This window comes from Cryobacterium sp. M25, from assembly GCF_002929635.1.
In the GTDB taxonomy this organism is placed as follows: Bacteria; Actinomycetota; Actinomycetes; order Actinomycetales; family Microbacteriaceae; genus Cryobacterium; species Cryobacterium sandaracinum.
The window spans coordinates 23,357-47,621 of sequence record NZ_PJJU01000043.1; the positions used below are offsets into that span (position 1 = coordinate 23,357).

The 24,265-nt window shown below is 69.3% G+C and carries 20 protein-coding genes and 1 tRNA gene; 7 read left to right on the forward strand and 14 right to left on the reverse strand.

Annotated features, from left to right (window positions below; translation table 11 throughout):
• Positions 1–44: 44 nt before the first annotated feature.
• Positions 45–671 carry a hypothetical protein gene (locus CXY81_RS05135; RefSeq protein ID WP_104194194.1) on the reverse strand — a complete coding sequence of 209 codons (627 nt, stop codon included), beginning with the start codon at positions 669–671 and terminating at the stop codon, positions 45–47.
• A gap of 687 nt (positions 672–1,358) precedes the next feature.
• On the opposite strand from CXY81_RS05135, the gene CXY81_RS05140 reads away from it, so the two are divergent.
• The 7 genes from CXY81_RS05140 (at position 1,359) to hpaD (ending at position 9,832) form a co-directional block, all read left to right on the forward strand.
• Positions 1,359–2,096: an IclR family transcriptional regulator gene (locus CXY81_RS05140; protein WP_104170806.1), complete on the forward strand. Its 738-nt coding sequence runs from the start codon at positions 1,359–1,361 to the stop codon at positions 2,094–2,096.
• 243 nt (positions 2,097–2,339) lie between these two features.
• Positions 2,340–3,695 (forward strand): MFS transporter, encoded by a 1,356-nt coding sequence (locus tag CXY81_RS05145; protein WP_104170805.1) that lies wholly within the window; start codon positions 2,340–2,342, stop codon positions 3,693–3,695.
• Between the two features lie 13 nt (positions 3,696–3,708).
• Positions 3,709–5,268: a fumarylacetoacetate hydrolase family protein gene (locus CXY81_RS05150; protein ID WP_104194195.1), complete on the forward strand. Its 1,560-nt coding sequence runs from the start codon at positions 3,709–3,711 to the stop codon at positions 5,266–5,268.
• A complete protein-coding gene (locus CXY81_RS05155) occupies positions 5,265–6,053 on the forward strand; it encodes a GntR family transcriptional regulator (RefSeq protein WP_104194196.1) in 789 nt (262 codons plus the stop codon). Before CXY81_RS05150 ends, CXY81_RS05155 begins: the two co-directional genes overlap by 4 nt.
• Positions 6,054–6,166: 113 nt before the next feature.
• Positions 6,167–7,126, forward strand: coding sequence for a 4-hydroxy-tetrahydrodipicolinate synthase (gene dapA / locus CXY81_RS05160; RefSeq protein WP_104194197.1), 960 nt, complete (start codon positions 6,167–6,169; stop codon positions 7,124–7,126).
• 3 nt (positions 7,127–7,129) lie between these two features.
• A complete protein-coding gene (gene hpaE / locus CXY81_RS05165; RefSeq protein WP_104194198.1) occupies positions 7,130–8,680 on the forward strand; it encodes a 5-carboxymethyl-2-hydroxymuconate semialdehyde dehydrogenase in 1,551 nt (516 codons plus the stop codon).
• A 75-nt stretch (positions 8,681–8,755) separates the two neighbouring features.
• Entirely contained in the window at positions 8,756–9,832 is a 1,077-nt protein-coding gene (hpaD, locus tag CXY81_RS05170; RefSeq protein ID WP_104194199.1) for a 3,4-dihydroxyphenylacetate 2,3-dioxygenase, read from the forward strand.
• 19 nt (positions 9,833–9,851) lie between these two features.
• Here the strand turns inward: hpaD and CXY81_RS05175 are convergent, their stop codons facing one another.
• The 13 genes from CXY81_RS05175 to CXY81_RS05235 form a co-directional block, all read right to left on the reverse strand.
• Positions 9,852–10,694, reverse strand: a complete 843-nt coding sequence (locus CXY81_RS05175; protein WP_104194200.1) for an anti-sigma factor domain-containing protein — start codon at positions 10,692–10,694, stop codon at positions 9,852–9,854.
• Positions 10,681–11,337, reverse strand: coding sequence for an RNA polymerase sigma factor (locus CXY81_RS05180; RefSeq protein ID WP_233193998.1), 657 nt, complete (start codon positions 11,335–11,337; stop codon positions 10,681–10,683). Before CXY81_RS05180 ends, CXY81_RS05175 begins: the two co-directional genes overlap by 14 nt.
• 29 nt (positions 11,338–11,366) lie before the next feature.
• A complete protein-coding gene (locus CXY81_RS05185) occupies positions 11,367–12,014 on the reverse strand; it encodes a class F sortase (RefSeq protein ID WP_158252004.1) in 648 nt (215 codons plus the stop codon).
• Between the two features lie 40 nt (positions 12,015–12,054).
• The gene (locus CXY81_RS05190) at positions 12,055–12,894 is read right to left on the reverse strand and encodes a DUF4397 domain-containing protein (RefSeq protein ID WP_104194202.1); all 840 of its coding nucleotides are present in this window, start codon (positions 12,892–12,894) and stop codon (positions 12,055–12,057) included.
• A gap of 154 nt (positions 12,895–13,048) precedes the next feature.
• Entirely contained in the window at positions 13,049–14,335 is a 1,287-nt protein-coding gene (locus CXY81_RS05195) for an MFS transporter (RefSeq protein WP_198415673.1), read from the reverse strand.
• A gap of 533 nt (positions 14,336–14,868) precedes the next feature.
• On the reverse strand, positions 14,869–15,717 hold the full coding sequence (locus tag CXY81_RS05200; RefSeq protein ID WP_199182962.1) for an alpha/beta fold hydrolase: 849 nt from the start codon (positions 15,715–15,717) through the stop codon (positions 14,869–14,871).
• Positions 15,718–15,725: 8 nt separating this feature from the next.
• Complete coding sequence (locus CXY81_RS05205) at positions 15,726–16,316, reverse strand: isochorismatase family protein (protein ID WP_104194203.1); 591 nt, start codon at positions 16,314–16,316, stop codon at positions 15,726–15,728.
• Positions 16,317–16,344: 28 nt separating this feature from the next.
• A complete protein-coding gene (locus CXY81_RS05210) occupies positions 16,345–17,763 on the reverse strand; it encodes a D-alanyl-D-alanine carboxypeptidase/D-alanyl-D-alanine-endopeptidase (protein ID WP_233193999.1) in 1,419 nt (472 codons plus the stop codon).
• 108 nt (positions 17,764–17,871) lie between these two features.
• The gene (locus CXY81_RS05215; protein WP_104194204.1) at positions 17,872–20,145 is read right to left on the reverse strand and encodes a bifunctional diguanylate cyclase/phosphodiesterase; all 2,274 of its coding nucleotides are present in this window, start codon (positions 20,143–20,145) and stop codon (positions 17,872–17,874) included.
• Between the two features lie 294 nt (positions 20,146–20,439).
• Positions 20,440–21,438 carry a Gfo/Idh/MocA family protein gene (locus CXY81_RS05220; protein ID WP_104194205.1) on the reverse strand — a complete coding sequence of 333 codons (999 nt, stop codon included), beginning with the start codon at positions 21,436–21,438 and terminating at the stop codon, positions 20,440–20,442.
• A gap of 465 nt (positions 21,439–21,903) precedes the next feature.
• A tRNA-Thr gene (locus CXY81_RS05225) sits at positions 21,904–21,979 on the reverse strand.
• 45 nt (positions 21,980–22,024) lie between these two features.
• Entirely contained in the window at positions 22,025–22,663 is a 639-nt protein-coding gene (locus CXY81_RS05230; RefSeq protein ID WP_104194206.1) for a TetR/AcrR family transcriptional regulator, read from the reverse strand.
• Between the two features lie 45 nt (positions 22,664–22,708).
• A complete protein-coding gene (locus CXY81_RS05235; protein WP_233194000.1) occupies positions 22,709–24,262 on the reverse strand; it encodes an alpha/beta hydrolase in 1,554 nt (517 codons plus the stop codon).
• Between the last annotated feature and the right edge of the window lie 3 nt (positions 24,263–24,265).

The window sequence follows — 24,265 nt, forward strand, 5'->3', positions numbered from 1 at the left end:
TCATGGCTGCGGATTCCTCCCGGCCAGGGGGTGCCCGGCATCCGTCAGCAACCGGTCAGCGGCAGGAACATCCCCGCAGCCATCAACGTCATCGCCAGCGCCATACTCAGGTGCTGGGCCGACTCCAGTCGGAGCGTGGCCGGCTCGACCCCCGACCCGGTCGGGCGGCGCGCCGACCGCACGGCGCTGGCCGCAAGGGCAACGGATGCCGCAGCCAGCAGTACCACAAGCCGGGCCGGCAGCGTTCCGCCGTCGGTGATCGCCCGCTCGTGCCCGGCATGGGCGCCGTTTCCCACAGCGGTCCCGGCGACAGCGGGCGCAGCGGCAGCGGGCGCAGCGGCAGCCGTGGCACTAGCCGTGGCACTAGCCGTGGCACTGGTTCCGGCGCCAGCGCCGGCCACCGCGACCGAGCCGACCGAAGCCGCCGTAGCCTCAGTCGACGCCGCCGGCAGCATCGCGACCCACATTACGGACGTCAGCAACAGCGATACGGCGTGATGCGCGGCGGGCATGCGGTGCCGCCGGTCAAGCAGGGCCAGCAGCGCCGCCCCGACCAGGAGCCCCGCCCAGGCCAAGGAGCCGAGCAGCTGCACGCCCGGCAGCACCATGTCGGCGCACGAGACGATCATGACGACCATGGTGGGAGCCGCGACCAGGGCGCGGCCCGGCATCCCGGAGCCCGGCGAGCGCGCACGCCGCTCCCAGGCCGGACGCCGCGACGGCGGCGACCAGGCACACGGACACCCAGATCGCGGTCATTTCGGCTCACGATAGGCCGGTCTCCCCCGTGGGTCTTGCCTGTCAGCGCACGGATGCGAGGCGACAGCGTTCCGTGTGGCTAACTCAGGAGATTCACCGCGGCGAAACCACCATCCCGCACCTGTGGCGCACGGGTCCGCACTGGCCCGTGCCGAATCGGCCGCCCCGATTCCGGAACTCCTGAGTTAGCCTCCGCGAACCCGGCATAACTTCTGCACTCTGGTGGGGGCGCCGGCCCGGGCCGCCGAAAGACCCGGACGGGGGCGCGATGCGGCCCCCCACAATTTGCAGGAGATATGCACGAGGAGGATTCGGACCCGAGGACCGGGAACCCTCGCGCGCGGGCGCGCCGACACGGTGATGTGGCCAACTCAGGAGACGCGCCGCAGCACCCCCCGCTCCCCGCACTGGTCCGGGCGACGGATGCCGCGCCCCACCCGAATCTCCTGAGTTGGCCACACACACACGCGCACACACACACACACACACACACACACACACACACACACTCCGAGTGCATAGCTCCTGGGGCGACCGCGGGCCCTAAACCACGAATGCGAGAATGGCACCGTGTCGACGTCAATGAGCGGGGTAACGGGATGAGCGAGCAGAGCAAGCCCAGCGGGCCCAGTGCCAACGGCCCGAACGGTGCGCCGCATTCGCAGACCCTGTCGCGCGGCATCCGCGTGCTCGAGATTCTCGCCGACGCCGACGAGGCCCTGACCATTGCCGACGTGGCCGCCGCCCTCGGCGTGCACCGCTCGATCGCCTACCGAATATTGCGCACGTTGGAGGACCATGGGGTCGTGATCCGGGATGCCGCGGGCGCCGTACGCCTCGGCCCACGGATGGCCGCGCTCGCCCGCGGTGTCTCCCGCGGTCTGCAGGCCGCGGCGCTGCCCGAGCTGACGAGCGTCGCGAACGAGTTGGGGATGACAGCCTTCGTGACCGTGCTGGACCGGGCGGAGGTCGTCACTCTGGTCAGCGTGGAACCGCGACAGGCGCACGCCACGGTCGCGCAGCGCCCCGGCACGCGGCATCCGCTCGGCCGGGGTGCACCCGGGATCGCCATCCAGTCCCTGCTCACGGCGACCCAGTGGGTGAACCTCGGCGAGGGCGCCCGCCGCGACGAAGCCGCCGACGTGCGCGCACGCGGCTTCGCCACCAGTCATGACGAGGTCATTCCGGGGCTGGCCTCCGTGGCGGTGCCGCTGGTCGTGCCCGGCGAGGCACCGGCGGCTCTGGCGGTCGTCTACCTCGGCACCGGGCAGAGTGACGCCGCGATCGGCGCGCGTCTCGTGACGGCCGCGGCTGTAATTGCAGCCGACCTGCGCTAATTGCCGCCACACCGGGCCAGACGCGGGCGCTTCGACCGGGCGCCGCCGACCGACCGGGCGCCACCGACCGGGCGCCGGCAGCCGGCCCGGCGCACGGCGGCATCCGGACCACGAGACGGCGGCACCATCCAGGCCCCCCCCGGTCGACCCCGTTCCTACCACTGTAGATAATATACGATTTGTGATACCGTTTCGAGATCGCACGATTCCAGCACCACACAGGGAAATACAAAGGGGTATTCCATGGCATTGACGACCGACCGAACGAGCGCCGCGAAAGCGACCGCCGCGAAACGACACGAGGAACGCCGGGTCCTCGCCGGCACCATGGTGGGCACCACCATCGAGTGGTACGACTTCTTCATCTACGCGCAGGCCGCCGGCCTCGTGCTGGCCGGGCTGTACTTCGCCCCGCTCGCCAACGACAACGCCGGTCTGGCGCAGCTCGTGGCCTGGGCCTCCCTCGGCATCAGCTTCCTCTTCCGCCCGCTGGGCGCGGTCGTGGCCGGCCACCTCGGTGACCGCCTCGGCCGCAAGGCCATGCTCGTGCTGACCCTCGTCATCATGGGCGCGGCCACGGCACTGATCGGCCTCCTGCCGACCTTCGAGCAGATCGGCGTCTGGGCGCCGATCCTGCTGATCGTGCTGCGCATCCTGCAGGGCTTCTCGGCTGGCGGGGAATGGGGCGGTGCCGCCCTGATGTCGGTTGAGCACGCCCCGGTCAACAAGCGCGGATTCTTCGGCGCGTACCCGCAGATCGGCGTGCCGACCGGGCTCATCCTCGCCACCGGCGTCATGCTCCTGGTGACCAGCACGATGAGCGAGGAGGCCTTCCTCGCCTGGGGCTGGCGCATCCCGTTCCTCGTCTCGGTGCTGCTTATCGTGGTCGGCTTCATCATTCGCCGCTCGGTCGACGAGAGCCCCGTCTTCAAGGAGATGCAGGATCGCAAGAAGGAATCGGCCGCCCCCCTCCGCCAGCTCTTCCGCGGCCACTGGCGCCAGGTCATCCTGACCGCCCTGATCTTCATCGCCAACAACGCCGCCGGCTACCTGTTGATCGCGTTCTTCTCCTCCTACGCCACCAAGCCGGTCGAGGCCGGCGGCCTGGGCATGGAACGCTCCCCCGTGCTGCTGGCCAGCACCATCGCCGCCGCGTTCTGGCTCGCGTCGACGATGATCGGCGGCATCCTGTCCGACAAGATCGGGCGCATCCGCACGTTCCAGTTCGGCTACGCCTGGTTGTTCCTCTGGGCCATCCCGATGTTCCTGCTGATCGACACCGGCGAGATCCTCTGGTTCACGGTAGCGCTCGTCGTGCTGGCCAGCGGGCTCGGCTTCTCGTACGGTCCACAGGCGGCGCTCTACGCGGAGATGTTCCCGGCTCAGGTACGCTACTCGGGCGTGTCCATCGGCTACGCCATGGGTGCCATCCTCGGTGGGGCGTTCGCTCCCCTGATCGCGCAGCTGCTGCTGGACGAGACCGCCTGGTCACCGTCGATCGGCATCTACATCATGGTGCTGGCCACGATCTCCTTCGTCGCGGTCTCCGTGGTGAAGGAAACCCGTGGAGTCCCGCTCGGCATTTCCCAGCACGACTAGAAAGCCGCAAAACATGCCGAACTCGACCTCCGTGGGCGCCGCCGACGTCAGCGCAAGCAACAGCGCGGGTATCAGCGTCACCGCCACCACCGATCTCGCCACACCGGGCAAGATCATTGCGGTGCACCTCAACTACCCGAGCCGGGCCGCCCAGCGCGGCCGCACGCCGGAGCAGCCGTCGTACTTCCTCAAACCGGCGTCGTCGCGGAGTTCCAGCGGCACGCCGGTGGAACGGCCCGACGGATGCGAGCTGCTGGTGTTCGAGGGCGAGATCGCGCTGGTGATCGGGCGCCGCACCCGCGGCGTCTCGCCCGAGGAGGGCTGGGCGGCGGTCTCGCACGTGACCTGCGCCAACGACTTCGGCGTGTACGACCTGCGCTACGCCGACAAGGGCTCGAACCTGCGCTCGAAGGGCGCCGACGGCTTCACCCCCGTCGGGCCGACACTGCTGCCGGCGGCCGGCCTCGACCCGGCAGCGCTGCGCATCCGCACCTGGGTCAACGGCACGCTCGTACAGGAGGACACGACCGCCGACCTGCTCTTCGGGTTCGGCCGGCTCGTCGCCGACCTCTCGCAGCTGCTCACGCTCGAGCCCGGCGACCTGATCCTCACCGGCACGCCGGCCGGTTCGTCGGTCGTCGTGCCCGGCGACATCGTCGAGGTCGAAGTGGATGCCCCAGGAGCCCCGGGCGCACCCCGCACCGGCCGCCTCGTCAGCCCGATTCGGCAGGGCACGGTGCCGTTCGGCGCGTTCGGGGCCGGACCGCGGGTCGACGATCTGCAGCGCACCGAGGCGTGGGGTTCGGCGGAGGCGGCCGGGCTCGCACCGGCATCCGTCACCGCACCCATAGCGGAGCAGACGCCCCCGCCGTTCGCCCTCACCCCCGAGCTGAAGGCCCGGATCAACAGTGTGGGCACCGCCACCCTCAGCGCCCAGTTGCGCAAGCGCGGGCTCAACTCAGTGTCGATCGACGGCCTCAGCTCGACCCGGCCGGGCGCCCGTCTCGTCGGCCGGGCCCGCACACTCCGGTACATTCCGGCGCGGGAGGACCTGTTCGAGTCGCACGGCGGCGGCTACAACGCCCAGAAGCGCGCCTTCGACTCGCTCGGACAGGGCGACGTGCTCGTGATCGAGGCCCGCGGCGAGCGCGGCACGGGCACGGTCGGCGACATCCTCGCCCTGCGCGCCCAGATGCGCGGCGCGGCCGGCATCGTGACGGATGGCGGTGTGCGCGATCTCGCGGCCGTCACCGCCCTGGAGATCCCGACCTACCACGCCGGACCGCACCCTGCCGTGCTCGGACGCCGGCACGTGCCGTGGGACATGGACCTGACCGTGGCCTGCGGCGGGGCATCCGTGCAGCCCGGCGACGTGATCGTCGGGGACGCCGACGGACTGATCGTGATCCCGCCGCACCTGGTTGAGGAGGTGGTCGCCGCAGCCATCGTGCAGGAGCGCGAGGAGACCTTCATCGCCGCCATGGTCACGGCCGGGCACGGCGTCGACGGGCTCTACCCGATGAACGCCGAGTGGAAGGCCCGGTATCGGGTCTGGCTGGAGGAACAGGCATGACGGCCTCGGTCTCGGCTGGCTCGACTGGCTCGACAGGCTCGGCAGGCTCGGCAGGCTCGACAGGCTCGACTGGCGTCGCGACTGGCTCGACCACCGGCGTCTCGACCACCGGCGCGGAGGCGTCGCTGAGCAAGGCGCAGCTCGCCCACCGGTGGATCCGGGCCCGCATCTCCGACGGCAGCTTCAGCCCGGGCTACCGCCTGGTGCTCGGGCAGATCGCCCGGGAGATCGGTGTCAGCACCGTGCCGGTGCGGGAGGCCATCCGTCTGCTGGAGGCAGAGGGTCTGGTCACGTTCGAGCGCAACGTCGGCGCCCAGGTGGCCATGCTCGACGTCACCGAGTACACCCACACGATGCAGACGCTGGCCCTCGTCGAGGGCTACGCCACCGCCCTGTCGGCGCCGCGGCTCGACCCGGAGACGCTGCTGCGCGCCCGGGAGATCAACGCGGAGATGGACGAGTGCCTGCACCACTTCGACCCGGTGCGTTTCACCAGCCTGAACCGCGAGTTCCACTCGGCCCTGTTCGAGGCCTGCAGCAATGCGCACATCCTCGACCTGGTGCAGCGGGGCTGGAGCCGGCTCGGCACCCTGCGCGAATCCACGTTCAGCTTCGTGCCCGGTCGGGCGCACGAGTCCGTCGCCGAGCACACCGCGCTGCTCGACCTGATCGAGGACGGCGCCGATCCCCTGCAGATCGAACTGGCCGCGCGCGACCACCGACTCGGCACCCTGAACGCCTTCCTCGCCCAGCAGCACACCGCCCCCACCGCCTCCACCCCCTAACAGCCAATCCCGCAACTGTTCCCGTAACGGACGACTGTTGCCCGCACACCGGGAACATTCGTCCGATTCGGCAACAGTCGCGGACGCATCCGTTGCCCTCGAAAGGAAGAACAATGAAGTTCCGCACCGACCCGAGTCAGATCACAGGCTCTATCGCGCCCCTGATGAGCCCGTTCACGGCCGACGGCGCCGTCGACCACGCCGGCCTCACCAACCTCGTGAACTGGCAGCTCGCCTCCGGCACGCACGGGATCTCGCTCGGCGGCTCCACCGGCGAGCCGAGCTCGCAGACCATCGCCGAGCGTGCCAGCGCGATCCGCACCGTGGCCGCCGCGGTCGGCGACCGGGTGCCGTTCATGCCCGGCACCGGCTCGGCCAAGCTCGACGAGACCCTCGAGCTCACCGCCGCGGCCCGGGACGCCGGCGTCGACGCCGCCCTGATCATCACCCCCTACTACGCCCGCCCCACCCAGGAAGCCCTCTACGTCTGGTACAAGACCGTGGCCGAGGAGTTTCCGGACCTGCCGATCGTCGCCTACAACGTGCCCAGCCGCACCGCCGTGGACATCGCCCCGGAGACCATCGCCCGCCTCTACCGCGATTTCGACAACTTCGTCGGCGTCAAGGAGACCACCAAGGACTTCGAGCACTTCTCCCGGGTGCTGCAGCTCTGCGGCCCCGAACTGCTGGTCTGGAGCGGCATCGAACTGCTCTGCCTGCCTCTGCTGGCCCTCGGCGGCGTGGGATACATCAGCGCCACGAGCAACATCGCCCCGGTCGCGCACGTCGAGATGTACAACGCGTGGATGGCCGGCGACATCGAGACGGCCCGGCGCATCCACTACGGCCTGCACCCACTCGTCGACCTGCTTTTCGTCGAGACGAACCCGGCCCCGGGCAAATGGGTGCTCGAGCAGCGCGGCCTGATCGAGAGCGGCTTCGTGCGCCCGCCGCTGATCACGCCGACGGATGCGGGCATCGCCAAAATGCAGGCGCTCCTGGCCGCCGGCGAGCAGTACCTCTCCCCCGTCGACGGCTTCACTGTCGCCGACTTCACCCCGAAAGCAGCCTGAGCCATGACCGAGACCGCCGTGACCGACACCACCACCACCGACACCACCACCACGAGAACCCGCGCGCAGCATGTGCCCGAGAACCTGCCGACCCGCATCCAGCACTTCATCGGCGGCCGGTTCGTCGACAGCGTCTCCGGCGCGACCTTCAACGTGCTCGACCCGGTGTCGAACCAGACCTACGCCACCGCCGCGGCCGGCCAGAAGGAAGACGTGGACCTCGCCGTCGCCGCCGCGACCGACGCCTTCGTGGCCGGGCCGTGGCCGAGGATGAAGCCGCGCGAACGCTCCCGCATCCTGAACAAGATCGCCGACGCCGTCGAGGCCCAGGATGCCCGCCTCGCCGAACTCGAGACGTTCGACACCGGCCTGCCGATCACCCAGGCCCTCGGCCAGGCCAAGCGGGCGGCCGAGAACTTCCGCTTCTTCGCCGACCTGATCGTGGCGCAGACCGACGACACCTACCAGGTGCCCGGCAGCCAGATCAACTACGTCTTCCGCAAACCGGTCGGCGTGGCCGGGCTGATCACCCCGTGGAACACCCCGTTCATGCTGGAGAGCTGGAAGCTCGCCCCCGCACTGGCCGCCGGCTGCACGGTCGTGCTCAAGCCGGCCGAGTTCACGCCGCTGTCGGCGAGCCTGTGGGCGGAGATCTTCCGCTCCGCCGGGCTGCCCGACGGGGTCTTCAACCTGGTCAACGGGCTGGGTGAGGAGGCCGGGGACGCGCTGGTCAAGCATCCGGATGTCCCCCTCATCTCGTTCACGGGCGAGACGACCACGGGTCAGACCATCTACCGCAACTGCGCCGCGAACCTCAAGGGCATGTCGATGGAGCTCGGCGGCAAGTCCCCCGCCGTGGTCTTCGCCGACGCCGACCTCGAGGCCGCGCTCGACTCGACCCTGTTCGGGGTGTTCTCGCTCAACGGCGAGCGCTGCACCGCCAGCAGCCGCATCCTGGTGGAACGCCCGATCTACGACGACTTCTGCGCCCGCTATGCGGCCCGGGCACAGAACATCGTGGTCGGCGACCCACACGACCCTGCCACCGAGGTCGGCGCGCTCGTGCACCCCGAGCACTACGCCAAGGTGATGAGCTACGTCGAGATCGGCAAGAGCGAGGGCCGCCTGCTCGCCGGCGGCGGCCGCCCCCAGAACCTGCCGGAGGGCAACTATGTGTCCCCGACCGTGTTCGCGGATGTCGCCCCGACGGCCCGCATCTTCCAGGAGGAGATCTTCGGACCGGTCGTGGCGATCACGCCGTTCGACACCGACGAAGAGGCCCTCGAGCTGGCCAACGGCGTCAAGTATGGCCTGGCCGCATACATCTGGACCAGCAACCTCACCCGGGCGCACACCTTCGCGCAGTCGATCGAGGCGGGCATGGTCTGGCTCAACTCACACAACGTGCGGGACCTGCGCACCCCGTTCGGAGGGGTCAAGGCCTCGGGCCTCGGCCACGAGGGCGGCTACCGCTCGATCGACTTCTACACCGAACAGCAGGCCGTGCACGTTTCCCTCGGGCCTGTGCACACCGCCCGCTTCGGCGCCCACTGATCCCGGGTCCCGGGTCCCGACACGCTCGACCACCGACACGCTCGACCACCGCGACATCTCAATGAGGAGGATTCCATGACCACCACCCCCATCCCCACGCCGACCGCGACCCCGCCGGACATCCTGCGCTGCGCCTACATGGACATCGTCGTCACCGACCTGGCCCGCTCGCGCGCGTTCTACGTCGACGTGCTCGGCCTCGTCGTGACCGAGGAGAGCGACACCGAGATCTACCTGCGCAGCTTCGAGGAGTTCATCCACCACAACCTGGTGCTGCGTCAGGGCCCGGTCGCCGCAGTCGCCGCGATGGCCTTCCGGGTGCGCGCCCCCGAAGACGTGGGTCTGGCCGAGGCCTGGTATCAGGAGCTCGGCTGCCGCACCGAACGCCGCATCAACGGGTTCGTGAAGGGTGTCGGTGACTCCGTGCGCGTCGAAGACCCGCTCGGCTTCCCCTACGAGTTCTTCTACTCGGTCGACCACGTCGAACGCCTGGCCTGGCGCTACGACCTGCAGGGTCCCGGCGCCCTCGTGCGCCTGGACCACTTCAACCAGGTCACCCCCGACGTGGGACTCGGCCGCGGCTACCTCGAGGACCTCGGCTTCCGCGTCACCGAGGACATCCAGGACGAAGACGGCGTCACCTACGCGGCCTGGATGCGCCGCAAGGACACCGTGCACGACACCGCCCTGACCGGCGGCGACGGCCCGCGGATGCACCACATCGCCTTCTCCACGCACGAGAAGCACAACATCATCTACATCTGCGACAAGCTCGGCGCCCTGCGGATGTCGGACGTCATCGAGCGCGGCCCCGGCCGCCACGGCGTCTCGAACGCGTTCTACCTCTACCTGCGCGACCCCGACGGCCACCGGGTCGAGATCTACACCCAGGACTACTACACCGGCGACCCCGACAACCCCGTCGTCACCTGGGACGTGCACGACAACCAGCGCCGCGACTGGTGGGGCAACGCGGTCGTGCCGAGCTGGTACACGGATGCCTCACTGGTGCTCGACCTGGACGGCAACCCCCAGCCGGTCATGGCCCGCACCGAGTCCAGCGAGATGGCCGTCACGGTCGGCGCCGACGGGTTCTCGTACACCCGCAAGAACGACGTGGAGCACGGCTTCAAGCTCGGCAATACGCTCTGACACTCACGTGCGGGTGGTGTCAGGCCGTGCGCAGTTCCCCGCGCAGGATCGAGTCGCCGGAGTGCTGCGGGTCGCCGTCGTCGGGTTCCGCGGAGACGTCGACCAGCGGGTACTGCGACAGGTCGACGCCGTCGGGGATGGCGAAGCGCCCGGACTCACCGTCGAGCAGTCCGATGCTGATCAGCCCGGACGCATCCGCCTTGATCAGCCACACCTCGCGCAGATCGGTGTCGGCGCTCACCCCGGTGACGTCGAGCACGACCTCCCGGTGGCCGTCGGCCGTCTTCGCGACGTAGGCGCTGCCGGCGGCGTCCCAGCCGGGGTACGGGTCCAGCTGGGCCTCGGCGAGTAGCACCGGCGCGGGTTCCTGCTGCTGTGCGGACTGCCACCAGATGCCGCCGCCGAGGCCGCCGAGCAGCCCGGCGATGCCGGCGGCCACGGCCATCGGCATCCAGTTGCGGCGTCGTGGGCGGGGGCGCAGGGCGGAGCCGATGTCGGTGACCGTGGCGGACGGGGTCTCGACAGGCTCGACCACCGGTGCAGGGGTCTCGACAGGCTCGACCACTGCAGTGGGCTGGTCCGCTGCAATGGGCTGGTCCGCTGCCTCGTAGCCGCTGCGCCCAGGGGTGGCGGCCACGGCGTCGGACAGGCCGAGGGCGGCGTGGATGCCGGCCCAGACTCGATCGCCGGGCTCCACGAGTTGCACGCTGCGCGCGGACCGGCCGACGTTGGCGGTGTGCTGCAGGGCGATGAGTTCCAGGGAGCACCCGGGGCATTCCGACAGGTGCTGGCGTTCGGGTTCGGTGAGGTCGAACTCTGTCATTGCAATGAGAGCGAGGTTTTCCCGGTCAATGTGTGTCATCGTTCGCCTCCAATCTGGTGCGCAGTCTCGAAAGACTTCGGCGGATGTGACTCTTAACGGTGCCGAGCGGCAGTCCGAGGTTATCGGCGATTTGGGTGTGCGTGAGATCGTCGTAGAAGGCCAGCTGCATCACCTGCTGCGGAACGGGTCCGAGCCGGCGAAGTTCGTCGCTCATCAGCACACGATCCGCGATGTCGGCGGATTCGTCGGTCTGGCTGAGCGCGGTGTCAACGAGGACAGCCTCCTCGACCCGCCGCCGTCGTGAGCGGGCCTCGTGGGCATCCGCAACGGTGTGTCGAGTGATCCCGACGAGCCAGGCCGGCAGAGGCGACCGCGACGCATCAAATCCGTTCCGCCCGCGCCAGGCGGCGATGAAGACCTTCTGGGTGACGTCTTCGGCTTCGCCGGGATCGCCGAGCGAACGAACGGCGATCGTGTAGACGAGGGATGACCAGCGGGCGTAGGCCTCGGCGAGCGCACGTTCGTCTCCCGCCCGAAACGCGAGAACGAGCTGGGCGTGGTCGTCTTCGTCGGTGAGTGCCGTCACGTCGTATCGGTTTCCCCCGGTTGGTGAGCGCATCGGGAGGTCGTACATGTCAGACTCCGCCGGAGAGCAAGCCTCGACCACCGTGATGACCAGCATAGCCACCCCTCTGCGTCATGGTGCCTGGGTCATGCGGTTGGACTCGCCGAGACGATTACGTTGGACAGATAGGTGCGGGCGTCGTAGTCGAATTCGCCGCCGCAGGTCACAAGGGTGAGCCGGTTGGGACCGGACCGGTCGAAGATCGAGTCCCAGAGCACATCCTGTTTGGCCACGGTTTGAACGGATTCCACGGAATAGCGACGCTCCTGACCGTCGTCGGTGGTCACCACGATCTCGGTGCCCGCACGCGCCGAGGCGAGCTGGGCGAACGGTCCGATGTCGTAAATCAGGGAGTCGACGTGGGCGGCGATCACGGTCGCGCCGGTGGTGCTGGCCGGTGACGGTCCAAAGCGATACCAGGCGGCGAGCGAGGGGTCTTTTGGCAGCTCCATCGCCCCGTCGTCGGCCAGACCGACGGACTCGATTGCCATGTCGATTCCGAGGGAGTCGACTCGGATGGTCTGGGGCGGCCGGGCCTGCGGGGTCTGATTCTGATCCAGCGAGGAACTGACGGTCGGCACGTCGACCTCGGCGACGGGCAGCGGGGCCGACGGCGTCGGAGTCGGCGCTGCGTTCGTCGGGGGAACGTAGGCCGTGGGCGATGATGTGCTCGGGGCGCTGCTGCAGCCCGTGAGCAGGGCAAGAGCCACAGCGAGCACTGTGAAAGTGCCCACTGTGGCTCTCATTGTGGATCTCCCTTTCTGACTGGCGTGACTAGCGGCGAGCCGCGGACAGGCGACGCATACCGACGACGGCGGCGGCGACCAGACCCATCAGCACGGCGGCGAAGCCACCGACCATGAGCCCCATGGAGTCGTCCGCCTGGTTGGTGGCGACGAGACCGGCCTCACCGGCGGGGATGCTGTCCGGGTTGGAGTGAAGCCCGTCGATGGTCTGAACGGCCAGGGCCAGGTTCTTGTCGGTCAGGCTGCCCCACGCGTAGACGATCGTGTTCGTGCCCTCTGCGACGTTGACGTCTGCCGGGCCGATCACCGGGTCAGTCGTTCCGGTTGCGGCGACGGCGGCCGAGATGGTGCCGGCCGGCAACGTGAGCACGGATTCCTTCGGGTTCACCAGGGCGGTGATCGCGACGGCTCCGTTGGCGAGAACATCGACCGCGGGGGCTGCTGCCACGTGGCGAACCGTCAGGCGGCCCTCCCCGGCGGCGAGCTGCGAGATGTCGTTGGTGAACAGCGACGCCGTGGGCTTGCCGGCCTCGTCGAGGTGCGCGGCGGCGGTGTAGTTCTTGCCGGCTTCGAGCGGGAGGTCGACCGGGCCGATGGCAGGTGCGCTGGCATCAGCTGCGTCCGACGCGGTGATGGCCACCTTGTAGGTGCCGGGTGCGAGGTCGAGCGGACCGGCGAGGTCGCCCGGCTTGAAGTCGTCCAGGGTCAGCTTGTCGTTCACGTAGACGTCGACGGTGAGGCCGGGAACTCCGTGGAACACGGACAGCTTCGCGACGTCTTCGGCTGCCTGTGCCGGAGCGAGACCGCCGAGGGCGACGAGAGCACCGAGAGCGCTGGCCGTCATTCCGATCTTGAGGGACTTGTGCATCGTTTCCTCCTGCGTAATGGATCTGTGAGTGGGTCACTCTGAAGAGATTCTTGAAACCTCTCTAACCCCTACTTCTCTCGCACGTCCCCAAACGGATGCACATGCATGGAAATCTCTGTAAAACTTTTTGGCGGGCTGTAGGTCGCGCGCGATTTCATCGGCTCGCCGCGGCGCGATGCAGGGAGATGTCCCGGCGGAAGACCAGCATCACCACCACCAGCGACACGGCCGAGAACGCGGCCCCGCCCGCGAACATCGCCGGGTAGCCGAGCCACGGCTCGAGCAGGGACAGCGCCAACGGCACGAAGAACCCCAGGTAGGTGATGCCGTAGTAGATCGCGGTCAGCCGGGCGAGGTGGTCGGGCGGCGCGATCCGCTGCACCTCCTGCAGCCCCGACACCATCAGCAGGCCGTACGCGGCGCCGAGCAGGGCCGCCGCCGGCAAAATCAGCCAGAGCACGGGTGGGCTCACGGCGACGGATGCGAGCAGCAGCGACCCGACGGTCAGCATCAGCGCGAACATGATTCCTCGGGCATTGTGCCCGGCGGTGATGCGGTGGCTGAAGAGCTGCAGCGACGCTCCCGCGACGAGAGCCACCACGCAGAGCAGGGCCGCGAATGCCACCGGCGCGGACGGGATCTCGGTCGCGGCGAGCGCCGGCAGGATGGCGTAGGCGGTCGTGGCCGTTCCGAAGACCCACGGCGCCACCGGCACGATCAGGAGCAGGAACCGCGGGTACGGGGAGATGGCCGGGTGGACGGCCGGCAGGGCCCCGGCCGCGATGCCCCGTCCCTGGGACTCCGGGGTGCAAAACAGCAGAAGGCCGAAGAGCACGGCGATGACGGTGTGCGCCGCGTACGGCAGCACGCCGGGGAACGGCGCCCACTGGGCCAGCGCTCCGGAGCTCGCCGCGCCGAGTGCGAAACCGAGGGACAGCGCGATGGTCGCCCGTCGTGCCCCCGAGGAACGGTCGGCCCCGAAGTCGAACGGTCTCGCGGAGAGTTCCTTCACCCAGCTGGTGCCCACGGCCATGGCCAGACCGAGGGCGACGCCGGAGAGGATGCGGCCGGCCAGCAGCATGGGCACATTTCCCGCGGACAGGGCCAGCAGCACGCTCCCCGCGATCGCGACCCAGGGCGCGGGCAGCATCAGCGGTCGGCGGCCGAACCGGTCCGACAGCGGGCCGGCGATCAGTAGCGCCGGGATGATGCCGAGTACGTAGGCCCCGAGCAGCAGGTTCGCCAGCTGGTTGGAGAACCCGTCCGCCTGTCGGTACATCACCAGCAGTGGGGTGAATTCGTTGCCGCCCCAGGCGACGGCGAAGATCGCGGCGGCCGGCGCGAGCCAGTACTTCCTGCCCCGGGCGCCGGTGAACGAGCCGGATCCGGTGGTCGAGCCTGTCGAAACCGAACCCATCGCATCCTGGATGTCGGTTGTCATGACGGTCCCCCGGTCGGCATTCGGCGGCCTCGGCAGCGAGGCCCGCACACCCCCAGCCTAGGGGAGGCGCCGGGGCTCACTCCCTCAGCCGGCGGCGAACCAATTCGACGGAGATTTTGCAATATGTGCGGGTTTTCGGAGTGTTGGACGCGGTTATGGGCACAATCTCCGTCGAATTCGTCAGGGCCAGGGCCAGCCGAGCTCGCGCGTGTGGCCAACTCAGGACATCCGTCGCCCGGTGGCCCGGCCGCCCCGGATCAGTGCGGAACCAGCGCGGATGTCCGGGCCGGCCCGGACGGATCTCCTGAGTTAGCCCCAACACCGGCCGGTTGCCCAGCAGCGCCAGCCGGATGCGCAGCATCTCTTGTGCGGTTCGGGCAGCCCCCACGCGCTCCGCCCCACAGCCCGAACGAATTCGACGGAGATTTTGCGATATGTGCGGGTTTCTGAAGGTGTTTAGGGCGATGCGGGCAAAATCTCCGTCGAATTCGTTAGGGGCGTGAGAGGCGAGCGAGTGCCCGGACTCGGGGCGCTCAGGCCAGGAACTGCAGTGCGGCGCGCTTGAACTCGCGGGAGGTGAGCGTGTTCACGTGGTCCCGTCCCGCCAGTTCGAGGTAGTCGGCACCGCGCGCGCGGGCAAGTTCGGCGACCCCGGCCGGGATGGAGTCGGCGCCGCCGGCGACGTAGAGCACGGGAATCTCGGCCGGCACGTCCAGCGAGGAGCCGGCCACCCCGCCGACGCACGCCACGAGGGCCCCACGGTCGGCGCCGGCGGTGATCGCGGCACCCAGTATCGCCGCGATCGACGGGTCGGTGCCGGCGGTGCCGTCGGTCACGAACCGGCGCACGGCATCCGAATGCCACGTCTCGAACAGTTCGTCCGGCCCGGCTCCGCCGAGCACCAGTCGGCGCACCCGGGATGGCGCCAGCCGCGCGAGCGCCGCCGCCACGCGCGAGCCCATCGAATAGGCGACCACGTCGACCTGCTCCAGCCCGAGGGCGTCGAGCACGACCACGAGGTCGGCTGCGAGTTGCCGGGGCAGGTAGTCGATGCTGCGGTGCGGCTTGTCGCTGCGGCCGTGACCGCGGAGGTCGAGGGTGATCACGCCGCGCCCGGCGTCCTGCAGGGCTCGCACCCAGCCGGTGCCGACCCAGGTGACCTGCGATGTCGACGCGAACCCGTGCACGAGCAGGATCGGGCGCTCGCCGGGCACGACGTCGTAGGCGATCCGCACGCCGTCGAGGCGCCGCGCGAACAGTGCCCCGCCTGCAGAGCCGGCCGGTGCAGAGCCGGCCGGTGCAGAGCCCGCCGGAGCAGAGCCCGCCGGAGCAGAGCCCGCCGCGGCCGGTCCCGCCGCGGCCGGACTCGCCCGGTCGGTCACCCCCACGCTCAGACGACCACGTCGGAGGTGACGAGCACGGCACCGGCATAGGCCAGCTCGCCCAGGGCCGCGTCACTCGTGTCCGGGGCGACGCCGGCGACGAGGTCGGTCAGTACCCGCACATGCTGGCCGTGGCCCCGCGCATCCAGGCCGGACGCGCGCACACAGTGGTCGGTGGCGAGGCCGACGATGTCGATGTCGGTCACCCCGTTCGCGATGAGCAGCTCGCCCGTCTTCTCGCCGCCCACCGAGATGCCGTCGAAAATGGAGTAGCCCGCTTGGCCCTGCCCCTTGCGAATGTGGATGGTCGTGTCCGGCAACAGCAGCGAGGGGTGGTACTCGGCGCCGGGGGTGCCCGCCACGCAGTGCACGGGCCAGGAGTCCGTGGAGCCTGGCTCGCCGGCCCGGGCGAAGTGTCCGCCGTTGTCGCTGTCGGGGTCGTGCCAGTCGCGGGAGGCGAAGATCACGTCATAGGCATCCGGATGTTCCACCAGCAGCGCGCTGACGCCCGCGGCCACCGCAGACCCACCCTCGACGGCGAGGGCCCCGCCCTCGGTGAAATCGTTCTGAACGTCGATGATGAACAGGGCCCTGGTCACGGATTGCTCCTTCTGTCGCCGGTTGAAGTCAGGAGTTCGACAGGTTGTCGCCGCAGCGGAAGAACCCGGCGGTGATGGTGTCGAGCGCCTGCTTCGCATTATCGCTCACATCCCCGAGCGCGTAAACGGCGAAGGTGAGCGGCGTGCCGTCGGCCGCCCGGATAATGCCGGAGAGCGTGTAGCCGGTGTCGATCCAGCCTGTCTTGGCGAAGACGGCGCCGTCGGCGACGGCGTTGTCGCCCGTGAACCGGTCGCTGTAGGACAGCGATCCGGTGGGTCCACCGGCGATCGGTAGGCCGTCGAAGATGACGCCGAGGTCGCCGTCGCGCGCGTTGATCTTGACGAACAGCCGGGTGAGATACGACGGCGGTACGGCGTTGTCGTCGCTGAGGCCTGAGCCGTCCCGGATGATGATGCCGGTCGTGTCGATGCCATAGGCGTCGAGCGCCGCGACGACGGACTCCTGCAGGGCGCCGAAGGTGTTGCCGGCCCCGGACTCCACCGCGACGAGCCGGGCGAGCATCTCGGCGAGGGTGTTGTCCGACACGATCAGCGACTGCCCGATCAGCACGGACACGGGCTGGGACCGAGCGGCGGCGAGCTGTTCGGCCCCAGCCGGCGCGGTGCCGACGCTGACGCTCACGCCGCCGCCGAGCGCGGCGGCGAAGGCCGCGCCGGCGCGCCCGACGGGGTCGGCGCTGCGGGAAGAGCTCTGACGCGAGGGGTCGTCGCGGTCACCGTCGACCTGCAGGGCGGTCACGTCGGGCATGGAACCGGCGTTGCGTTCCAGATCATCCCAGCTCGGTTCCCAGCCGGGCCCGCCGAAGAACGAGGCGTCCAGCACGAGGGAGGTGATCGGCGGGTTCGCCGGGTTCGCCCGCCAAGCGGCGAGGGTCTGGCGGGCGAGCTCATCGACGTGGGCTGCGCCGGGGTAGACGGATTCCGTGCCGGTGGGCAGGCGCGTGAGGGTGAGGTCTCCCCCGCCGACCAGCACGACAGACCCCGGTGTGCTGCCGGTGACGACGGTGGTCGTGGCCCGGTAGTCCGGTCCGAGCACCTCAAGGGCGGCGGCGCTGGTCAGCACCTTGAGCACGCTCGCCGTGCGTGAGGAGGTATCGCCGCCGCGGTCGAAGAGCACCTCGCCGGTGCTGGCGTTGACCACCTGGGCCTGGAAATCAGCCAGCCGGGGGTCGGCGGCCAGCGCTGAGACCGAACACGTACGCAGGTTTCTGGCATCGGAGGCGGTGGCCGGCACGGGGCGCTCCGAAACGGATTCCGCGGCCGGCACAATCACGCTCGCACCGGTGTTCGCGGCGGCGATGGAGGCGGTGGCCGCGGCATCCGGAGCCCGGGTCGACGCCCCGATCAGGACGGCACCCGCGCCCAGCAGCACCGCCACGGCGACGAGGACGGCCGCGAGGCATTTGCGAGGCTTCGATTCTTCCACCCGTGAACCCTACCCGCCGGGCTTGTGAGTCACCCTGTGCCTCGTGCCCACGGCGTTACTGCGGCGTTGCTGCGGCGTTGCAACGGCGTTGCGACGGCGCCCGCGTGGCTAGCGCGTGGCCGCCGGCGCGTGCCGGGCGGCGAGCCAGGCATCCAGTGCCGCGGCCGGAAGCGGGCGGGACATGTGGAAGCCCTGGGCCTCGTCGCAGCCGTACCGGGTCAGCTCGGCGTAGGCGACGGCGTCCTCGACGCCCTCCGCCACCATGCGCACGCCGAGGCTGTGCGCGAGCGCGATGATCGAGGCCACCAGGGCCGCGGCCCTGGCGTCGTCGGCCATCGGGAACACGAAGGACTTGTCGAGTTTGAGCTCGTCGATCGGCAGGTCCCGGAGGTAGGCGAGGGAGCTGTAGCCGGTGCCGAAATCATCCACGGCGATGCGGATGCCGCTCTCCCGCAGGCGGACCAGGATGTCCCTGGCCCTGGCCCGGTCTTCCATCAGGAACTCTTCGGTGATCTCCAGCATCAGGTCGGCGGCCGACAACCCCCGCACCTGGATCATGGCGGCGATGCGTGCGGGCAGATCGGACTCGATCAGGGTGCTGGGAGACATGTTGACCGCAACGGTCAGCGGTGTTCCCTGCGCACGCCAGACCGCGGCCTGGTCGAGCGCCTTTCCCAGCACGATCCGGGTCAGGTCGCGCATGAGCCCGACGTCTTCGGCCAGGGTCAGGAACGCGTCGGGAGGCAGCAGACCCCGGCTAGGGTGCTGCCAGCGCACCAGCGCCTCCACACCGTGCACGTGCCCGGTGGCCAGCTCGATCTTGGGCTGGTAGTGCAGCACGAGTTCGTCGGTGGCGAGGGCGCCGCGCAGGTCTTCCATCATCCGCAGCCTGGAGTCGCCGTGATCGTCGTCGGAGCAGACGAAGACGTGGTGCCCGCTGCGGGAGGTCTTGGCCTTGTACATGGCCATGTCGGCTTTGCGCAGCAGCACCTTGAGGGTGTCGCCCTGGTCGGGGAATAGGGCGATGCCGATGCTGACGTTGGACTCGATCGCGATGCCCTCCAGCGTGAACGGCCGGGCCAGGACCGCCCGCAGCCGCACGGCCGCCGCCACGGCCTCGTCGTGGCCGGCGTCCTGGATCAGAAGCGCGAACTCGTCGCCGCCGAGCCGGGCGAGAAGATCGCCCGGTCGTCGCTGATCGAACAGGCGCGATCCGGCCTGCACCAGCAGCAGATCGCCGACGTCGTGGCCGAGACTGTCGTTCACTTCCTTGAACCGGTCGATATCCAGGAGCAGCAGGGCGCACCGGTGGCCGTCCCCGGGCACGAGGTGAGCGGATGCCTCGGCGTAGAGGGCGCGCCGGTTCGGCAGCCCGGTCAGGTCGTCGGTGCTCGCCTGGCGGTGAAGGTCGGCCATCCGCCCGATCTGCCGGGAGGCGAGCTGGGTGCGCACGGTCCCGAGCACCAGGGTCACGCCTGCAAGGAGCACTGCGCCTGTGGAGATCTTCACCTGCGTGCCGAGGACGAGCACCGCCATCCCGGCGATCGTGGCTGCCCCGGGCACCGCGAGGGTCCACACGCCGCTCAGGGGGCGCCGGGCGGTGACACCGGGCCGAGCCAAGTCCCACGCCCAGACCGCAATGAGGGTGAGGCCGAGCGCCCAGCCCGCATCCAACGGCTCCCCGAAGGTGTACGTTCCGGCGGAAACCTGGAAGGCGTAGACGGCGTCGGTTGCCGCGAAGATCAGGAGCCCGAGCACCAGCAGGGCCCACCGTCGGCCCACGTCGAGTCCGCGGGCGGCGGCAATCCCCGTGATGACCGACACGAGCAACAGATCGAGCAGAGGGTAGCTGGCGGACACCAGGGCGGCCGGGGAGGGCGGCCAGACACCCGCGGATGCAATCACCGGGCTGAGCAACACGGCCAGCACGGATGCCGCGCCAAGCGACCCGATGGCTCCGTCCACCAGGACCGACCGGGGTATTTCACCACGCTGACGGTGGACCAGGACAGCCAGTCCGGCCAGGATCAGCGGATAGAAAAGCGTGTAACCGATGTCGGCCGGAGACGGAAACGAGAGCGTCGCCGCGCCCGCGAGCATGTAGTAGGTGCTGCCGAGGGTAAAGGCCGTCATCGCGGCCGACACCAGAATCAGCTGCGTGCGGCCGCGCTCCGCGCAGAGCGCGGCTGCCCAGCAGAGCAGGGCCGGGAGCCCCGCAGTGATTAGCGAGAACGAGCCGGTGAAAACCGGGCCGAAGGCGGCGAACAGGCCGATCGCGTAACCGATCAGCAGCACCCACATCAGCCACAGGATCCAGCGGCCGAGCCGCGCATGGCGAAGGGAGCGGTCATCGATTCGATCCGCGTGCGCGTTGACGTGCATCGGATCCCCCGCTCCCGTTGCGTACACGCTAGCCGAGCCGTGATGGGCCGACGGACCAACGCCACCGAGTAAGACCACCCCAAAACGGGGGGTGGTGTCATCCGACGGGCGGAACGAACTCGAGCGGCTCGACGACGGAGCACACGACCAGCGCGCCGAGGAGCCGCAACGGCCACGTGTGGGGGCGGTGAGGCCGGTTCGTGACACCACCACGGGATCCACGCAGCGCCATTCTGCCCCCCTCCCGCTCTACTGGTCAGATTATCGACCGGAGCACAGCGCACTAACTCCCGCTTACTCCCCGGGGTACCGCAGGCCGATTTGCGCGCGCACCAGGTCGAGCGTCTCCATGATCGCCACCACTTCCTCGACCGGCAGGATGTCGCTCGAGATCTTGCCGGCCCGGATCAGTTGCTCCGCTTCGGCCGCCTGGTAGTGCATGCCGCGCCCGTTGATCTCGGCGGTGAAGGTCTCGATGACCTCGTTGGCGCTGTTGAGCACCCGGAAGTCCGTGGGCGAGTACCAGACCCGGTCGATGTCGATGCGGCCCAGCGTGCCGAGGATGGTGGCCGTGTTCGGGCCGGTGGTGTTGCTGGCCGACAGGGTCTGGGCGATCTGCCCGCCCGCGTAGCGGAAGGTCGTGGCGATCTGCGCGTCGGCGCCGGTGGCCTTGAAGGTGGCGGTCGCGAGGATCGTCTCGGGGCGTCCGAACAGTTCGGACGCGAAGGTGAGCGGGTAGATGCCGAGGTCGAGGAGCGCCCCGCCGCCCAGGTGCATGGCGTTCAGCCGGTGCGCCGGGTCATCCGGCAGGTCCTGGGTGTGATCGGCGATCAGGGTGCGCACGTCGCCGAGGGTGCCCTCGGCGAGGATCTCGCGGATGCGCACCATGTGCGGCAGGAACCGGGTCCACATTCCCTCGAGCACCAGCAGCCCCAGGGTCGCGGCGAGGTCGACGACCTCGCGGGCCTCGGCGCCGTTCAGGGTGATCGGCTTCTCGATCAGAACATGCTTGCCGGCATTCAGGGCGAGCTTGGCGTTCTCTGCGTGAAACGGATGCGGGGTCGAAATGTAGATGATGTCGACATCCGGGTCCGCGGCCAGGGCCTCGTAGCTCGGATGAGCCGTGGGAATGCCGAACTCGGCCGCGAAGGCATCCGCCGACGCCTGCGAGCGGGAACCGACCGCCTGCACCTGAAAACCGTTCCGGAGGAGGTCGTTCGTGAATGCGTGGGCGATCCCGCCCGTGGCCAGGATTCCCCAGCGAATAGTGTCGGTGCGGGTTGTGTCGGTCATGGGATCAGCCTAGCGATCGCGTGCGGCCGGCGGTCGAGCCCGTCACGACCCGGCGACCCGGCCCGGATGCCCGGCACCGGGCATCCGTGGGGACAGCACGGTAACTCCGGAGATTTTCGCAACACGCCGCTCGGCCGGGCCGTAGAACCGGCGTTTCCCGAAAATCTCCGTGTTTACGTGACGACGGATGCCCCTGTCGGCTCAGTCAGCCTCAGGTTGCGGGCTCAGTAGGGCGGTATCAGCTCGATGAGCCGCGCCGCGTGCGTGCGCGCCTGCACTAAGTGGCTTTCCGCGAGGTCGCGGTTGGCGACCACGCGGGTGAGGCGACTTCGGTCGATGAGGCGGTCGATTTCGTCCCGGCCACGAGCCCAACGCCCATTTGCGCGATTCGGGTGACTTCGCGGTGCGCACTCGCGTGCGGGGTGTGCGCGGCGCGAGCGAAAGTCACGGCTGCCTGAGTTGAAATGGAGCCGCCTATCAGAATCGAACTGATGACCTTCTCATTACGAGTGAGACGCTCTACCGACTGAGCTAAGGCGGCGTCACGACTATTCCTCTCGGAAAACCTCGGACACAGCTACAAAGTCTAGCTGGTCTTCAGGGTCATCTCGTACAGGTCCGCGAAGGATGCCGCGACGTGCGTGGCCAGGGGGCGGGCCGCGTCGGAGTCGGCCCAGCACCGCCAGGCGTGGCGGAGCGCAGCCACGGCCACCAGGGTGAACAGGAGCGCCCGCTGCTCAAGCTGCGCCGAGCCGGCGCCGAGCTCGGGGTGGTCGACGACGAAGCGCCGGGTGACGATCTCCTGCAGTCGACCCTCGAAGTTGCGCAGGGTGGCCATCCGCATCCCGAACAGGTAGGGATTCTCCTTCATGACCTGACGCCGCAGCTGGTGGATCTCCCGGTCACCCTCGGTGTTCCTGAGGCTGACCGAGAGCAGCGCGGCCAGCTGGGCCAGGATGTCCCCCTCGCGGCCGCCGTGCACGAAGGCCTCGATCTGCTCTTCGGACGCGAGGTCGAGTTCGTCGCCGACCAGCGCGGCATCCTTCGAGGGGAAGTAGTTGAAGAAGGTGCGCGGCGACACGTCGGCGAACCGGCTGATGTCCTGTACGGTCACCTTTTCGAGCCCCCGCTCGCAGGAGAGCGTCAACACGGCGCGCTGGATGGCGCGTCGCGTTGCGAGCCGCTTACGTTCGCGTAGGCCCGGTTCCTCGTGGTGCAGCGACATGCCTCAATTCTTACACAGCGCGCAAATCTGCAGCCAGGCGGATGCTCAGCACATCGGGTCTTCGGCCGGCACCGTGCCCTTCAGCAGGTAGTCGTCGACGGCCGAGTTCACACAGTCGTTCGATTTGTTGTAGGCGGTGTGCCCCTCGCCGGTGAAGGTGACGAGGTGGCCGCTGGCGAGCTGCTCCGACAGGTTCTCGGCCCACACATAGGGTGTGGCCGGGTCGTTGGTGGTGCCGATGACCAGGATCGGGTCGGCCCCCTCGGCGGCGATCTCGGACCGCTCCCCGTCAAACTGGTAGGGCCAGTTGGCGCAGCCGATGTCGCCGAACGCCATGTACTTGCCGATCGTCGGGGCGGCCTGTTCGATCTCGGCGGCCTGCGCGCGCATCGAGGCGGGATCGTCGTTGTAGCTGTAGTCCACGCAGTTGATGGCCAGAAAGGCCTCGGTCGCGTTGTCGCGGTAGGTGCCGTCGGCGGACCGGCCGTTGTAGCCGTCCGCGAACTGGAAGGCCATGTCGGCGTCGCCCTGCAGTACGCTCGCGAACATCTCGCTCAGGTTCGGCCACGCGGTGGCCTGGTAGAGCGGGTAGATGATGGCGGTGAGCAGCGTGTTCGCGCCGAGTCGACGGCCGTCGGTGGCCGTGATCGGGCTGACGTCGACCGAGGCGAGCAGTGCTCCGATGGTAGTCATGGCCTCGTCGACGGTGCCGTCGAAGGGGCACTCCTCGCCGGCCAGGCAGTCGGCCAGGTAGGAGCGCAGCGCGTTCTCGAACCCGGTGGCCTGCACCCGGGTCACATCGGCGTTGCCGGTGGACGGGTCGAGGGCGCCGTCGAGGGCGAGGCGTCCGACCCGCTCGGGGTAGAGGTCCGCGTAGGTCGCACCGAGGAAGGTGCCGTAGGAGTAGCCGAGGAAGTTGAGCTTCTCGTCACCGAGCGCGGCGCGCAGCAGGTCGAGGTCGCGGGCTGCGCTGAGGCTGTCCACGTGTGCGAGCAGGGAGCCGGTATTCTCCTGGCAGGCGGCCCCGAAGTCGACGGCGGCCGTCGACAGCTCCTGGATCCAGGCGTCGCTCCCCCGCACCGCGGCGGGCAGGCCGTAGAGGTACTCGTCCATCTCAGCCGGTTCGTAACAGCTCACCGCCGAGGAGCGGCCCACCCCGCGCGGGTCGAAACCGACGACGTCGAAACCGGCCTGCAGCTTCGCATCCGTTGCGTAGTCGAGGGAATCCTTCACGAAGTCGTAACCGGAGCCGCCGGGGCCTCCGGGATTGACCAGCAGGGAACCCACCCGGGTGCCCGTGGCCGGATGCCGCACCAGCGCCAGGTCGACCGTCTCGCCGCTGCCCGGGTCGGCCCAGTCGAGCGGCGCCGAAGCCGTGGTGCACTGCAGGCCGGAGTCGCAGTCCGCCCACTTCAGCACCTGGTCATAGAACGGTTCGAGGTCGGCGTCGACCTTCTCCCCGGTCGGGACCGAGGAGGTCGGCGCCTGCTCCGGCAGGAACAGCGGCACGCAGCCGCTGAGGCCCATGGCGAGCACCAGTGCCAGGGCGGTGGCCCTGGCACGCGCCGACAGGGTGCGCACGCGAGTTCGTCTGGTCAACGG